The following is a 15546-nucleotide window of genomic DNA, read 5'->3' as shown; positions in this document are numbered from 1 at the left end:
TTAGTTGTCCAGAGGATCGCGGGCGATCTTGGCGTTGATCTCGGAAATGACCTTCTCGAAATCCTCGGCGTGCGAGAAATCCCGATAGACCGAGGCGTAGCGAACAAAGCCCACATCATCTAGGCTCTTTAAAGCTTCCAACACCTGAAGCCCGATCTGCTCGGAGCTAATCTCGACTTCGCCGGAGCTTTCCAGGCGCCGGACGATGCCGGAGACCGCACGCTCGATGCGGTCGCGGTCGACGGGACGCTTGCGCAATGCGATCTCGAAGGAGCGCACCAGCTTGTCGCGATCGAACGGCACCTTGCGGCCAGTCTTCTTCGACACCATCAGCTCGCGCAGCTGCACGCGCTCGAAGGTGGTGAAGCGACCGCCGCAATCAGGACAAATACGCCTGCGGCGGATGGACGTGTTGTCCTCCGCCGGGCGTGAATCCTTGACCTGTGTGTCTTCCGATCCGCAGAATGGGCAGCGCATGCGCTACTCTTAGCCGATGTAGTCGTACATTGGGAAGCGGTTGGTCAGCTCGACCACCTTGCCGCGGACGGCGGCTTCCACGGCTGCATTCCCCTCGTCGGAATTGGCGACCTTCAGGCCGTCGAGAACCTCAACGATGAGGTTGCCGATTTCCTTGAATTCCGCTTCCTTGAAGCCGCGCGTCGTGCCGGCCGGCGCGCCGAGGCGGACGCCCGAGGTGACGAAAGGCTTCTCGGGGTCGAACGGGATGCCGTTCTTGTTGCAGGTGATGTAGGCGCGGCCGAGCGCCGCTTCCGCGCGCTTGCCGGTCGCGTTCTTTTTGCGAAGATCGACGAGCATCAGGTGGTTGTCGGTGCCGCCGGAGACGACATCGAGGCCGCCGGCGATCAGTGTTTCGGCAAGTGCCTTGGCGTTCTTGACGATCTGCGCGGCGTAGTCCTTGAACTCCGGCTGCAGCGCTTCACCGAAGGCGACGGCCTTGGCGGCGATGATGTGCATCAGCGGACCACCCTGCAGACCCGGGAAGACGGCCGAGTTGAACTTCTTTGCCAGATCCTCGTCGTTCGTCAGGATCACGCCACCGCGCGGGCCACGCAGCGACTTGTGGGTCGTGGTGGTTGCGACGTGGCAATACGGGAACGGCGACGGATGCTGGCCACCGGCGACGAGACCAGCGATGTGAGCCATGTCAACCATCAGGTATGCGCCGACTTCATCGGCGATCTCTCGGAAGCGCTTCCAATCCCAGATGCGGGAATAGGCCGTGCCACCGGCAATGATCAGCTTCGGCTTGTGGGTACGTGCCTTCTCAGCGACGTCATCCATGTCGAGGAGGTTGTCGCCTTCGCGCACGCCGTAAGACACGACGTTGAACCACTTGCCAGACATGTTGACCGGCGAGCCGTGCGTCAGGTGACCGCCCGAGTTGAGGTCGAGGCCCATGAAGGTATCGCCTGGCTGCAGCAGCGCCAGGAAGACTGCCTGGTTCATCTGCGAACCGGAGTTCGGCTGAACGTTGGCGAAGTTGACGCCGAAGAGCTTCTTGGCGCGTTCGATCGCGAGTTCTTCAGCGATATCGACGAACTGGCAGCCGCCGTAGTAGCGCTTGCCCGGGTAGCCTTCGGCATACTTGTTCGTCATGATGGAGCCTTGGGCTTCCAGCACCGCACGGGAAACGATGTTTTCCGAAGCGATGAGTTCGATCTCATGCCGCTGACGGCCGAGTTCCTTGCCAATCGCGCTGAAGATTTCCGGATCGGTATCGGCAAGCGAACGATTGAAGAAGGTCTGGGTGGAAGCATTTGTCATGGGCGGGCTCCTCAACTGGAATGCGCGAAGGTATTAGCGCCCCGCCCTGCCAAGGGCAATACGGAGAACGACATTTGCTAGGCAATCTACGCGCAACAAAAAACCGCGCCTCGAAAGACGCGGTCTTGAAAGTGAACAAGAGGCTGAAGCCTCACTGAACCGGCTGCTCCGTGCCCGCCGTCGTGTCGAGCGCGAGTTCTGCATTGCCGTCGAGCTGGTAGATATCGTCGCGGAACTGTACGACGCCATCGGGCATACCCCACGCGGAAATGTAAACGAAGTAAACCGGCACTTCTTCAGCAAGCTTGATCGGCGTGTTGACGCGGGTCGTGATGACCTGCTCCATTTGCTGACGCGACCACGGCGGGGTCTCGCGCAGCAGCCACGTCGTCAGGTCGCGAACGTTCTGAACGCGAACACAGCCGGAAGATTCAAAGCGCATCAGCTTGTTGAAAAGGCCCTGCTGCGGCGTGTCGTGCATGTACTCGCCGTTCTTGTTGTAGAAATTGATCTTCGTGGAGGCCATAGCATTGATCTTGCCTGGGTCCTGACGGAACATCAGGTTCGGTGCCTTCTCGGCATTCCAATCGACCGTCTCAGGAGCCACCTCGTTGCCCTTGCCGTCGATCAGGCGAATGGCATTCTTCTCCAGGTAGGTCGGATCCTTGCGCATCAGCGGCACGATGTCCTTTTCGACGATCGAGCGCGGTGCGGTCCAATACGGATTGAGGATGACCTCGTAAATCTTCGAGTTGACGAGATGCGTCGGACGGCTGAGGCGACCGACAACGGCTGCATGGCGCGTGGCAACGCTGCCATCCTCTACCGCCTCAACATAAGCGGCCGGAATGTTCACCATCACATGGCGGCGCCCCAGTTCTTCCGGGAAGGTCTGAATGCGGATGAGGTTGGTGTTCAGCTGCTGCAGACGAACATCAGCCGGAATGTTCATCGCCTTCAGGGTGAACTCGCCGATAACACCGTCAGCCGGGAGACCATGGCGTGCCTGGAAGCGCTTGACCGCGCCGTCGACGTAGGAGTCGAAAGCACTGGAAATGCCTGCTTCGCGCGGAAGGTCGCCGGTGATGATCAGGCGCTGACGAAGGCTCTGGACGGCGGGATCAGTTACGCCGATCTGCAGACGCTGCTGGCTTGGGCTCACTTCCGGCCAACCGCCAGCGGACGCGATCTGCTGATACTGGGCGATTGCCTGCTGGATGCTCGGCACTGACTGTGGTCCGAGAATCGGCGTGTTGGAAACGACGGCCGTCGCTGTACGGGATGCCGCCTTTGCATCGAACTGGTCATCCCAATCGCCGCGCTGCGGGGCATTGATGAGCGAATCGATCGCCGACTGCGCGAATGCGGGGGCAGCCAAGGCGCCCGCACCAACCATTGCCGCAGACGTCAGAAACGCCCGGCGAGAAAAAGCTTCAGTTCCGATTTTCTTCGACATTCATCCCAACCACTAAATTGCCGCTGCTTGCGAGACCGGCGACCTTCGCTATCCCTGCGAAAACGCAAATCTCTACCAACCCGTCCCTAAGGCGCATCACACAATGTCCCTGCCGGCGATCACATGATTGCGAGCAGGGAGGGCGAGGTTACCGGACCTCAATTGAGAAGCGCCATTTGCCGTGCATTTCCGCTGACATGCTAATATGGCCAATTCGTGTCGTCCTGCACCGCGCTCAACCGTCGGTGGCGGGATGATACGCAAAAACCATACCAATCCACAGAATGTGGCGGTTAATAGCGGCTAAAAAACGGCTTGAATACAGGCGATTATGCTTGCCTGCCATGCGTTGCAAAGATGTCACGAAATCGCCGGGGGGGTGCGGATTACTCGCGCCAGTGGTCTGCCACCCACGGCGTCGGGCGGATGTAATGGCGCAGATAACGAAACAGCGATTTGTTTCGTCTCCACTCCGGATCGAACATATGACGGATGTGATCGAGCGGCGGCGCGGCACGGCCTTTCAGCCCGAACCGCCCTTCAACCGCGAACTGAGGATGGAAATCGCGAGGAAAAAGGATCACCCGCGCGTCAGCAGGGAGGCGCGGCGTCAGGAAATAATGCAGAGGGAAAGGCCAACAGCAGTCTTGCTTGAAATGCAGCACCCATCGGCGTGGAAAGAAATTCGCGCCACCGGGCGCATTTCGCGTCACGAACCGCTGTTCGAACTCGTACTTGTCGGCAACGCCTTGCGGGTCGGCGCGAAACTTCTCCTGCAACGGAACGAGCTTGCCGACAGGGAACCGAAAGAGCGAGGTCTGCCCGAGGCGCTCGAAGGGCGTCGTCTGGTTGCGCGAGAGGACAACATCATCAGGCCCGCCGACCTCGAAGAAGGCATCGAGTGAACCGACAATAACCAGATCGAGGTCGAGAAACAGAACCGGACCACTCAAATTGCCAAGCTTCGGCCCCCAAAGCCGTGCTTTGGGCCAGATGCCCTTCGTCCGGACTGGCATGTTTTCGACATCCAGCGGCGGCAGGTCCTCGCAGAGAATTTCCGGATTCAGGTTGGCGCGGCTGTCGGTGAAGCACGTGAAGGTGAAGGGCGGCGTGATGTTGCGTTTCACCATCGCGTACAGCCGGTTGATGAAGGGAGCCCCGTACTTCGTTCCCCAGCTGATGCAGATGACCTGCTTCACCCCACCGCTCGCAGCCAACACAGCTGACGTCATAACCTGCAACTCCTGATTCACTTCACGCGAGAACCCCAAGGTCCGTGCGAATGTCATTATCAAGTTGGCAGCCGAATATGTAGCCCCCGCATAGTGCAGCAAACGGCGAAAAGGGCGCTACGGATACCGTTGCGCCCTTTCATGCCTTGGAGGTCCGATAAGCCAGCAGGGAAGTTGGCTTAAGAGATTACAGGCGATACATGATGCTGTCGTTCCAGAAGCGGTCCAGACGGGTCAGCAGCTTGTTCATCTGCGTGAATTCGTCGGTGCCGATGCCGCCAACCTTGTCGATCGAGCCAATGTGGCGCTCATAGAGCTTGGCGACGGTTTCGGCGATGTCCTGGCCGGTTTCCGTCAGGCTGATGCGGACCGAGCGACGGTCGATGCGCGAGCGCTGATGGTTGATGAAGCCGAGATCGACTAGCTTCTTGACGTTGTAGGAAACGTTGGAGCCGAGATAGTAGCCGCGGGAGCGAAGTTCGCCGGCGGTCAGCTCGGAGTTGCCGATGTTGAAGAGAAGAAGCGCCTGGACGGCGTTGACGTCGCTGCGACCCTGACGGTCGAACTCATCCTTGATGACGTCGAGGAGACGGCGGTGAAGACGTTCAACAAGATGAAGGGATTCCATGTAAAGATCACGGATGCCCTGTTCCTGCTGGTCACGGAAGTTCGATACCGTCTGCGGCTTGATTTTCGTGTTCATGATGACTGCCTCACTGTTTGTTTGGCGGTGTTGGTTTTCTTCCCGCCTTGAGACAGACCCTATCGAATACAAATAAAATTCTACTTAAACCGCAGGCTTAACAGTGCCTTACCGGAAACCCCGCGTTGTATCAGGGTAAATCAACGCTTACCTGCTGGCGCCGCTTGCGCTTCTCGTACCAGAGGGCTGCGCGGAATCCCATATAGACCAGGGCCACCGCAACATGCAGCAAAACGATCAGTCGATTGGCCCCAAAGACCTCTGGCACGAAGCCGTGCATGATAATCTGTCCGCCTGCCGCGAGCACCCAGATAACCGGCCCCCAGGAGACGGCGAGCCAAAGGCCTAGAGACGCGACAGGGAAGAGAACGGCAAGGCTGGTGCTTGCGACCTTCCAGGGAAGGCTGAGCAAATCGAAGCGCCCTGCCCCCACCAGCGAATAGCCGACGAGCATCGCCCAATACTGCAATCCGAACCAGAAGCAGGAAATGGCGACAAGCCGCAGGAACAGAATGAAGAGAACGCTGGTTAGCGTCCGTTTTGGTATCGTCGGGGAATCAGCGTCCATGTCTCGAACAATAGGGTTGCGGTTGCGACTTCGCCAGCGCCTCATCAATTGCGGCCAATCGTCCGGTTTGGATTTGGTCCGTGCCATGATAATGAGCGCTTCGATAATTGGAATGGCAGAAAGCTGGAACGACCATGCAGGATAAGACCCATCTCGTCGACGAAATAACTGGCCATCGGCGCATGCGCCGCAATCGGAAGGCCGACTGGACACGGCGCCTCGTCCAGGAAAACCGCCTGACGGTCGACGATCTCATCTGGCCGGTTTTCGTCGTGCCCGGATCCGGCATCGTCGAACCGATACCGGCGATGCCCGGCGTCAACCGCATGAGTGTGGATAAGCTCGTCGAAGCCACCAAAGAAGCGGCTGATCTTGGCATCCCTGCGATCGCGACCTTTCCGAACATCGAAATGGAACTGCGCGACGAAACCGGCTCGAACAGTCTCGAGGCCAACAACCTGATCAATCAGGCGACGATCGCAATCAAGAAGGCAGTGCCGAATATCGGCGTTATCACCGATGTCGCGCTGGATCCGTTCACGAGCCACGGGCACGATGGAATCCTGCGACAAGGCGAGATCGTCAACGACGAGACCGTTGATCAGGTTGCCCGCGCAGCCGTCATGCAGGCAGACGCCGGTTCGGATATCATTTCACCTTCGGAAATGATGGATGGCCGAATTGGCGCCATCCGTCGCGCGCTTGATGCCGCCGGGCACCAGAACGTCGGTATCATGAGCTACGCGACGAAGTTCGCTTCGGCTTTCTACGGCCCCTATCGCGAGGCGATCTCAACGGGTGGACTGCTCAAGGGTGACAAGAAGACCTACTACATCGACCCAGCAAACGGCACCGAGGCGATCCGCGACGCCGCGCTCGATGTCGAGGAAGGCGCGGACATGCTGATGGTCAAGCCGGGGCTCCCCTACCTCGATATATGCTGGCGCATGAAGGAGGCCTTCGGCCTACCGACCTTCGCCTACCAGGTGTCAGGCGAATACACGCAGATCAAGGCTGCCGCGATGAACGGCTGGATCGACGGCGAACGGGCCATGCTGGAAACCCTGCTCTCCTTCAAGCGGGCTGGCTGCGATGGCGTCCTCACCTATTTTGCCGTCGAAGTGGCCAGAATTCTCGCCAAGCGCTGACCCTGCGCGAATATTGCATTTGCGGGAAGCGATACCATATCAGCGGCATCGCTTCTCGAAAGGAGACCGTAACAATGACGCTCACTCCCAACCCGCTTTATGCCGCACCGGACGACTGGCGCGCCTATAGCGGCACGCTGAGCCGTCGTGTCTTCGCGTTCATTCTCGACTACGTGATCATTCTGCTGCTCTGCATTCCGGCAGCGGTCATTCTCTTCTTCCTGTCGATCGTCACGCTTGGGCTCGGATTCTTCCTTTATCCGGCATTGTTCGTGATCGTCGCCGGCCTCTATTTTGGCTTCACCGTTGGCGGCTTCAATCAAGCCTCGCTCGGCATGCGGGCAATGGGGATTGCAATCATGCGAGTCGACGGGCAGCGAATGGATTTTTTGACGGCCATCGTTCACCTCGCGCTTTTCTGGATCCTGAACTCCGTTCTGACGCCGCTGATTCTGCTGGTCGGCCTGTTCACCGAGCGCAGCCGGCTTATCCACGATTTTCTCGTCGGCACCGTCACAGTCCGCACGGCCTGATTTGAGCCGTGGCGAGCCAAAATAAACGCTGCTTCTGATCTTTGCCGGGAGTCTCCCGGCACCATATCCCAAAGTATGACGCACGACATCGGGTTCGAAAACAGCCCCGCTGTTGACGTTTTTCATTCTTAAGTCATCCTGTCATATAGGCAGCGAACCAAAGGAAATCTCCGCAACAGATGAATACGCAGACGACGCCATCACCGCAGTTCTACCTGACTGCTCCGGCTGCGTGCCCTTATCTGGCCCATGAGATGGAACGGAAAGTCTTCACTCATCTCGTCGGGCCGCGCGCAGCGGAGATGAACGATATTCTGACGCAAGGCGGCTTTCGCCGATCGCAGAACATTGCCTATCGGCCGGCATGCGAAGCCTGCCGCGCCTGCATTTCGGTGCGTATCCTCGCGCAAGAATTCCTGCCCACGAAATCCATGAAACGCGTGCTGGCGGCGAACGACGATCTCATCTCCACGGAATTCCCCGCTCAACCTTCCAGCGAGCAATATTCGCTATTCCGACGGTATCTCGACTTTCGCCACCAGCAGGGCGGAATGTCCGACATGACGGTGCTCGACTATGCCATCATGGTCGAGGATACGCATGTGAACACCAAGATCATCGAGTACCGGCTTCGGGAGGAAGGAGCGGGCCTGGAAGAGCGTCCGACGGGCGAACTTGTGGCAGCCGCTCTCACCGATACCATGAGCGACGGCCTATCCATGGTCTATTCTTACTTCAATCCTGACATGGATCGGCGCTCCCTTGGGACATTCATGATCCTCGACCATATCAGGCGGACAAAGGCGTTGGGCCTTCCGCACGTTTACCTTGGCTACTGGGTTCAAGGGTCGCGGAAAATGGACTACAAGACTCGCTTCCAGCCGCAGGAGCACCTGACTTCGCGCGGCTGGGAACGTTTCGATCCCTCCGCACTGCCCGAAAGCACGCGCTACTAAATGCCCCTTCCCTCTCTTTCCGATCATCGGAAAGGCCTGCTGCTGACGGCGATCGGCGGTCTGGCTCTTTCCATGGACATTCCGTTGGTTCGCCTTGCGCACGGAGACATGTGGTCGATCCTTGGTATGCGCAGCATTACCACGGTCACCGTCGCACTGCTGGTGATTTGCCTCATCAGAAGCATCAAGGGACAATGGCCGGTGCCGGTGCCCGGCAGGCATGGCCTTGCGACAGGACTGCTCTACGGCTGCTCGACGCTGACCTTCCTGCTTGCCGTCTTCAACACGGCAACGGCCAACGTGGTTTTCATCGTCGCGTTCAATCCGATGTTCGGCGCGCTTCTCTCGTGGATATTCCTCAGTGAGCGGCCTTCGCTATCGACGTTCGTGACCATGGCCGTGATGGTATTCGGCGTTGGTTTGATCGTGCATGATGGATTGGCCGGGGGCCATGTCTTCGGCGATGCCATGGCGCTTCTCAGCGCCCTTATCCTCGCATCGGCTATCACGGTTGGGCGGGCATCACGCCGCGACATGGGCTTCGTGCCGCTGTTTGCCGCGACCCTGCCCGCCATCCTTGGCTTTGCCAAGGCATTTCCCGCCGGACTGACTATCGAGCATCCAGCCTGGATCATCCTCAATGGGGCAATCCTGATGCCAATCGCCTTCTGGTGCCTGGCAACTGGGCCACGCTACCTGTCAGCGCCGGAAGTCGGCATGTTCTATCTGCTCGAAACCATCCTGGCTCCGATCTGGATATGGCTGATTTTCGCGGAAGCCCCACCGACGATGACGCTCATCGGCGGCGCGATCCTGGTCTGCGCGATTATGGGGCACTCGCTTTGGATGGTTCGGACGAAGCCTGCGCAACAATCTCTGGCACACTGACGACCTGCATCGCCTCAAGCTCGCGTTCAAGGCCTTGCATCACGTGAACCCAGCCCTGTCGCGTCTGTTCTTCGAACTGGCCCCATTCGGCGCACATTTCATGCGAGAGCGTCAGCCGCGTGCCTTCGGCCAGCGATTCGATGTCAATCTGGATTCGATCCGCATTGTGATCATGCTCAGCGGCGGAGAAGCAGAAGACCATCCGCCGCGGCCGACGCAACTCTAGAAACACGCCGTAATGCACTGCATCACCTGTTGGACGCCGGTCGATGACGAGAAAATGCCCGCCAACCTTCGGATCGATATCAGCGCGGACAACGCGGCCTTCGTCGCTTGTGAAAAGGAAGCGTTTTGCAATCTGAGGGTTCAGCCATGCGTCATAAACGGCGCAGGGCGAGGCATTGAATATATGCGCAACGTTCAGGGTGATGGTATTGCAAGCACTCATCAACATTCCTCCGTGATCGGACATGATGCTCTTAAAAAGCGCCATACACGGTCATTCCGTCCGCCCGCGGAATGATGCCTGTCCATGTTATGATTACCGGACAGAGATAGAGGAGTTGCCTCGCCCGCCAAGAGCGAGGCCCGGATTTATTTTCGCTTAGCCGGCAAACTTGCCGCTGCGTGGGAAGCCCTTCGGAACGGTGCGACCGGCCGTGGCGCGATCGGCAAGCCATTCGGCAAGCTCATCCTTGTTTTTGGTAAAGGTGCGGCCTGCACTGTCCTCCCAAACGAGGCCGTCGGCAATCGCGAAGCAGCGTACGTCGGAAATGCCGCCATCCTTGTAGCGCTGCAGGCGGACACCTTTGCCGCGCGCCATTTCCGACACCTGCATCAACGGGAAGACAAGCAGCTTGCGGTTCTCGCCGACGACAGCCACATGGTCGCCGCTGACGGGAACGATCAGTTTGGTCTCGTCAGGCATGGAGACGTTCATGATCTGCTTGCCCTTGCGGGTATTGGCCACCATGTCGGCCTCGGCAACGACGAAGCCGTTTCCAGCTGTCGATACGATCATCTGCTTGCGGGCCGGATCGTGCACGAAGGCGGTCAAGACGTCCTGATCATTCTCCATGTCAATCATGATGCGCAACGGTTCGCCGTGACCTCGGCCGCCGGGCAGCTTGTCGCCCCCGAGGGTGAAGGCCTTGCCGCCTGTCGTTATGATAAGGATCTTGTCGGTCGTCTGCGCCGGGAAGGCCACCTTCAGTGCATCGCCTTCCTTGAAGGTCAGGGATGCGGTGTCGGAGATGTGGCCCTTCAGCGCACGGATCCAGCCCTTTTCTGAGACGACGACGGTGATGGGTTCCTTTTCGATCATCGCCTGTTGGATGGCCTGTTCGTCGGCCTCGGGTGCATCGGCGAACTGGGTGCGGCGGCGGCCGAGCTCGGTCGCTTTCGCGAACTTCTTCTTCACCTCGCCGATTTCCCAGGCGACGGTCTGCCACTGCTTTTCTTCGGATGCCAGCAGGGCCTCGATCTCGCCCTTCTCCTTGGTGAGTTCGTCGAACTCGGTGCGGATCTCGAACTCCTCGAGTTTGCGCAACGACCGCAGGCGCATGTTGAGGATCGCTTCGACCTGGTTGTCGGTCAGCGACCAGCGCGCGATCATCACCGGCTTCGGCTCATCCTCTTCGCGAATGATACGAATGACCTCATCGATATTGAGGTAGGCGATCAGCAAGCCGCCGAGGATTTCCAAGCGGCGGTCGATTGCGGCGAGACGGAAGCGCGAACGGCGCTGCAGAACTTCGCGGCGGTGGTCGAGCCACTCCTTCAGAACCTCGTTCAACGCCATGACGCGCGGGATGCGGCCCATGGAGAGAACGTTCATGTTCAGCGGGAAGCGGCTTTCCAGCTCCGTCAGCTTGAACATGGATTCCATGAGGATCGTCGGATCGACCGTCCGGTTCTTCGGCACCAGCACGACGCGGACGTCTTCGGCGGACTCGTCGCGAATATCCTCCAGCAAGGGCAGCTTGCGTGCCAGCAGGAGCTCGGCGATCTTTTCGATCAGGCGGGACTTCTGGACCTGGAACGGGATTTCGGTAACGACGATCTGATAGCCGCCGCGGCCGAGATCCTCTGTCTCCCACTTGGCGCGAGTCCGGAAGCCGCCGCGGCCGGTCTTGTAGGCCTCGATGATGCTCTCGCGGCTGTCGATGATGATGCCGCCGGTCGGGAAATCCGGGCCGGGAATGAATTCAACCAACTTTTCGACGGAGGCATCGGGATGCTTGATGAGGTGAAGCGCCGCGTCGCAGAGTTCGTGGACATTGTGCGATGGAATGGACGTCGCCATGCCGACTGCAATACCGGACGAACCGTTTGCAAGCAGGTTCGGGAAAGCGCCCGGCAGGACGACCGGCTCTTCGTCTTCCTCGTTGTAGGTCGGCCGGAAATCGACCGCATCCTGTTCGATGCCATCGAGCAGGAGACCCGCGACCTCGGTCATGCGCGCTTCTGTGTATCGGTAGGCGGCGGCACTGTCGCCATCGATATTGCCGAAATTGCCCTGCCCGTCGACGACGGGATAGCGCTGCGAGAAATCCTGGGCGAGACGCACGAGCGCGTCATAGACCGACTGGTCGCCATGCGGATGGAACTTACCGATGACATCGCCGACGATACGGGCGCATTTCTTGAAGGCCGAATTCGGCCGAATGCCCATTTCGCTCATGGCGTGAATAATGCGGCGGTGGACCGGCTTCAGGCCGTCGCGCACATCCGGAAGCGCGCGATGCATGATGGTCGATAGCGCGTAGGCAAGATAGCGCTCTTCGAGCGCCGCCTTCAGATCGACCGGAAGGATACTATCGTCGTCTCCGCCAGAGGGCGGCAAAATCTCTTGTCCCATATGTCCTGACTAGCCGAGATGACCCTTTTGGGCAAGGATTCCGGGCGTTCCGGCTGTGGACGAAGTCTTGTGAACACACGAAAAGAATGACCTGAGACACTTTGCCTGAATTTGGTCGTTCTTTCGTTTTCCCTTCAACACAAATTTAGAAATCCGCAAATATAAACCGCGATCGAACCACAGTAGACCGGCGCCGAATTCTCATTCGCCGCTCAGTACCGCCACCAGGGGACCCCAAATGACTTTTTACCGGACGACAGGGCTGATGCTTTCGGGCGCTACCTTTCTTTCTCTCGCCGGCTCGGCCTTCGCGCTCGACGGCCAGGATCTGCTTAAGAAGATCAATGCCGCCTATAGCCAGCAGGGCGGCACGATCGTCGCCGATGGCGTCGATGTCAACGGCACGACGGTAACGCTGAAGAAAGCGAGCTTTAAGGCCAACGGCGGTGAAGCAGTGTCGATTGGCGACATCACCATGACGGGCGTCGAGGAAGACGACGACGGCGGCTACTATGTCGAGGAGGCATCCTTCCCCAACATCAGCGCCACCAACGAGGGCGCCACTTTTACGGCCACCGACCTGACGCTCAGCGGCATCTCGATCCCGGCTGATCCAAAAGGTGAGGGCCTCGACTCCATGCTGCTCTACGAAAGCGCCCACAGCGGCCCGGTGAGGGTCGTCCAGAACGGTGCCGAACTGTTCTCGCTCGCTGGAAGCGACATGAACCTGACGCTTCGCGAAGATGAGTCCGGCTTCGATTTCGATGGCGCTTTCAAGGGCCTCAAGGCCGACCTCAGCAAGGCAACCGACGCACAGAGCAAGGAAGCGATCGACAAGCTCGCACTCCAGCACATCCAGGGCGACATCACGATGAAGGGCGCCTGGGACTTGACGCCGGGCACGATCGACGTGTCCGAATTTGCGTTCGACTTCAATAATATCGGTAAGCTCAATCTTGCCTTCAAAATCTCCGGCTACACGATGCCCTTCATAAAGTCGCTGCAGGAGGCCGCCAAGCAGGCTGAAGCAAACCAGAACAAGGAAGAGGCCCAGCAGGCTCTTGGCCTGTCGATGCTCGGACTGATGCAGCAGTTGTCGTTCGAAAGCGCCCAGATCCGCTTCGACGACGCTTCCATCACCAAACGCGCGCTCGATTACGCCGGCAGCCAGCAGAACATTTCCGGCCAGCAGATGGCGGATTCACTGAAGGCGATGACACCGATCATGTTGGCTCAGCTCAACATTCCGGAGTTGCAGAACGCCATATCGGCAGCCGTCAACACCTTCCTCGACAACCCAAAGAGCCTGACGCTTGCCGCCGCGCCGGCAAAACCGGTTCCGTTCCCGATGATCATGGGCGCGGCGATGGGTGCACCGAACACGCTGCCGCAGGTGCTTGGCGTGAAGGTTTCGGCCAACGATTGATGTGCCAAGCTTGAGTATATGAAACCCGGCGCGCAGTTGCCCGCCGGGTTTCTTTGTATTTGGAGCAAGTGATCACGCGGCGTAGCGGCGCAGCTCGCTCATTGCGTGCTCGACCATCTCAAGCAGTTCCGCGGTGGTGGCACCGTCACGCGCCTGTACCGACATGCCCTGGACGATCGCACCGAGGAAGCGAGCAAGCGATCCGGCGTTCGCATCCTGCCTGATATCTCCTTCTCTCATGCCGCGCTCGATGCGAGCGGTAAACAGCCCAAGCGTCTGCAATCGCAGCGACGAGACGTGGTGCGCAATGTCCTCGTTCTCGGAAGCACAATTCAGGACCGCAGTGGAGATCATGCAACCCTTGGGATGTTCCTGGGCGGTGAATAGGGCAGCCGACGTCTCGAGAAAGCGCGTAAACGCAGACACCGTATCGATCTTCTCCTCGAACGGGTTGCCGGGATTGGGCCGCGGCATGCGGCGGTACTGGTTCAACGCCTCGCGATAAAGCTCCGCCTTTGAGCGGAAAGCCGCGTAGAGGCTTTGCGGCGTGATCCCCATCGAAGCGGTCAGGTCGGCGATAGAGCTGCCGTCGTAGCCATGCTCCCAGAAGACGTCGCGCGCGGCGGAAAGAACCGTCTCGCGATCGAAGGCCGGCGGGCGGCCGCGCTTTCTTTGTCCACTATCTTGCGTGTCGTCACTATTTTTCACAATGGTCACTCTAGAAATATTTCCCGAACCGGTTTATTCAGGAACGATCATTGTGATTATAGGAGGTTTGATCCGATGAGTCTTCCCCTTGAACCCCAGGATGCACAGCAGACAGCCGGCTTCGCGAACGCGCTCGATGCGGTGATCGACCGCACCATCGCCGCAAAGCGCCTCGTCGGTGCAGTCGTCCTGATCGCCCAAGACGGCGATCTCGTCTATAGCCGCACCGCCGGCCTCGCCGACCGCGAAAAGGGACAGGCCATGGCCGAGGACACGATCTTCCGGCTCGCCTCGATCACCAAGCCGATCGCCACGATCGCCGCCATGCGGCTTGTCGAGGAAGGCCGCATCGGCCTCGACGATCCCGTGACGAAATGGCTGCCGGATTTCCGCCCGCGTCTTGCAGACGGCACGGAACCGGTCATCGCCATCCGGCATCTGCTCACCCATACATCCGGTCTTGGCTATGGCTTCACCGAGGAAGACGGCCCCTACGCCCGGGCCGGCATTTCCGACGGCCTCGATCAGCCCGGCTTGCCCATTGCCGAAAACCTGAAGCGGCTTGCGAGCGCCCCTCTTCTCTTCGCGCCCGGTTCGAGTTGGCAATATTCGCTCGCCATCGATGTCATCGGGGGCGTCATCGAAAAGGAGACTGGCAGTTCGCTCGGCGACGCGGTGGCAAGACTGGTGACCGAGCCGCTCGGCCTGGCTGACACCGCCTTTGCGGTGCGCGACCGGGATCGGCTGGCCGCCGCCTATATGAGTGCCTCGCCGGAGCCGGAGCGGATGGGCAAGGAAGCCTCCGTTCGGGCGCTGACCGGCTTCGTGCGTTTCGCGCCGGAACGCATCTTCGATCCGAACTCCTATCATTCCGGCGGCGCCGGCATGGCTGGAACGTCAGGCGAGGTGCTGGCGGTTCTGGAGACGATCCGCAAGGGCGGCGCACCGCTTCTCTCGCCCGAGACGGTCAAGACCATGATGGCGGATCAGGCGAACGGCGTGCGCCAGCCTCTCGATCCCGGCGTCGGATTCGGCTTCGGCTGGGCGGTGGTGACCGATCCGGTCGCCGCACAGGTGCCGTGGTCGAAGGGGACGATCCGCTGGGGCGGCGCCTACGGCCACAGCTGGTTTGTCGATCCTACAAAAAAACTGAGTGTCGTGGCGCTGACGAATACTGCACTGGAGGGGATGTGGGGGCAGTTCACGTTGGATCTGCGCGACACGATCTATGCGGCGGTTTGAAGCCAGAAACAAAAAAGCCCGGCAGGAGCCGGGCTTTTTTT

General features: G+C 59.4%; 15 protein-coding genes. 6 read left to right on the top strand and 9 right to left on the bottom strand.

Annotated features, from left to right (window positions below; translation table 11 throughout):
- The 6 genes from nrdR to ATY80_RS06835 form a co-directional block, all read right to left on the bottom strand.
- Entirely contained in the window at positions 1–477 is a 477-nt protein-coding gene (gene nrdR / locus ATY80_RS06860) for a transcriptional regulator NrdR (RefSeq protein WP_007531462.1), read from the bottom strand.
- Positions 478–486: 9 nt separating this feature from the next.
- Positions 487–1785 carry a serine hydroxymethyltransferase gene (glyA, locus tag ATY80_RS06855; RefSeq protein ID WP_088691739.1) on the bottom strand — a complete coding sequence of 433 codons (1299 nt, stop codon included), beginning with the start codon at positions 1783–1785 and terminating at the stop codon, positions 487–489.
- A 151-nt stretch (positions 1786–1936) separates the two neighbouring features.
- Positions 1937–3241, bottom strand: coding sequence for a L,D-transpeptidase family protein (locus ATY80_RS06850; RefSeq protein WP_088691738.1), 1305 nt, complete (start codon positions 3239–3241; stop codon positions 1937–1939).
- 386 nt (positions 3242–3627) lie between these two features.
- Positions 3628–4473 carry a glycosyl transferase gene (locus ATY80_RS06845; protein WP_088691737.1) on the bottom strand — a complete coding sequence of 282 codons (846 nt, stop codon included), beginning with the start codon at positions 4471–4473 and terminating at the stop codon, positions 3628–3630.
- Positions 4474–4660: 187 nt separating this feature from the next.
- Complete coding sequence (locus tag ATY80_RS06840; protein WP_088691736.1) at positions 4661–5176, bottom strand: MarR family winged helix-turn-helix transcriptional regulator; 516 nt, start codon at positions 5174–5176, stop codon at positions 4661–4663.
- Between the two features lie 130 nt (positions 5177–5306).
- Complete coding sequence (locus ATY80_RS06835) at positions 5307–5744, bottom strand: DUF6163 family protein (RefSeq protein ID WP_088691735.1); 438 nt, start codon at positions 5742–5744, stop codon at positions 5307–5309.
- Positions 5745–5878: 134 nt separating this feature from the next.
- Here ATY80_RS06835 and hemB point away from each other — a divergent pair, with 134 nt between their 5' ends.
- From hemB to ATY80_RS06815, 4 genes are all read left to right on the top strand, one after another.
- Positions 5879–6892 (top strand): porphobilinogen synthase, encoded by a 1014-nt coding sequence (gene hemB, locus ATY80_RS06830; protein ID WP_088691734.1) that lies wholly within the window; start codon positions 5879–5881, stop codon positions 6890–6892.
- A 74-nt stretch (positions 6893–6966) separates the two neighbouring features.
- Entirely contained in the window at positions 6967–7425 is a 459-nt protein-coding gene (locus tag ATY80_RS06825; protein ID WP_088691733.1) for an RDD family protein, read from the top strand.
- A 179-nt stretch (positions 7426–7604) separates the two neighbouring features.
- Positions 7605–8381: an arginyltransferase gene (locus ATY80_RS06820; protein ID WP_088691732.1), complete on the top strand. Its 777-nt coding sequence runs from the start codon at positions 7605–7607 to the stop codon at positions 8379–8381.
- The gene (locus ATY80_RS06815) at positions 8382–9269 is read left to right on the top strand and encodes a DMT family transporter (protein WP_088691731.1); all 888 of its coding nucleotides are present in this window, start codon (positions 8382–8384) and stop codon (positions 9267–9269) included. It abuts the gene before it with no gap.
- Here ATY80_RS06815 and ATY80_RS06810 read toward each other — a convergent pair.
- Together ATY80_RS06810 and parC are read right to left on the bottom strand one after the other, a co-directional pair.
- Complete coding sequence (locus ATY80_RS06810; protein WP_245306776.1) at positions 9208–9717, bottom strand: SRPBCC domain-containing protein; 510 nt, start codon at positions 9715–9717, stop codon at positions 9208–9210. The genes ATY80_RS06815 and ATY80_RS06810 overlap by 62 nt on opposite strands.
- Before the next feature lie 156 nt (positions 9718–9873).
- The gene (gene parC / locus ATY80_RS06805) at positions 9874–12129 is read right to left on the bottom strand and encodes a DNA topoisomerase IV subunit A (protein ID WP_088691730.1); all 2256 of its coding nucleotides are present in this window, start codon (positions 12127–12129) and stop codon (positions 9874–9876) included.
- A gap of 238 nt (positions 12130–12367) precedes the next feature.
- On the opposite strand from parC, the gene ATY80_RS06800 reads away from it, so the two are divergent.
- Positions 12368–13555, top strand: coding sequence for a hypothetical protein (locus tag ATY80_RS06800; RefSeq protein ID WP_088691729.1), 1188 nt, complete (start codon positions 12368–12370; stop codon positions 13553–13555).
- 72 nt (positions 13556–13627) lie between these two features.
- On the opposite strand, the gene ATY80_RS06795 is transcribed toward ATY80_RS06800, so the two are convergent.
- Positions 13628–14272 (bottom strand): TetR/AcrR family transcriptional regulator, encoded by a 645-nt coding sequence (locus ATY80_RS06795; protein ID WP_088691728.1) that lies wholly within the window; start codon positions 14270–14272, stop codon positions 13628–13630.
- A gap of 66 nt (positions 14273–14338) precedes the next feature.
- Here ATY80_RS06795 and ATY80_RS06790 point away from each other — a divergent pair, with 66 nt between their 5' ends.
- Complete coding sequence (locus ATY80_RS06790; protein ID WP_088691727.1) at positions 14339–15505, top strand: serine hydrolase domain-containing protein; 1167 nt, start codon at positions 14339–14341, stop codon at positions 15503–15505.
- The last annotated feature ends 41 nt before the right edge of the window (positions 15506–15546 follow it).

Origin of the sequence: Rhizobium sp. R711 (assembly GCF_002211365.1) — a bacterium.
GTDB lineage: Bacteria > Pseudomonadota > Alphaproteobacteria > Rhizobiales > Rhizobiaceae > Rhizobium.
The sequence above is the reverse complement of the archived record's forward strand: the minus strand, read 5'-3'. Positions and strand labels throughout refer to the sequence as shown.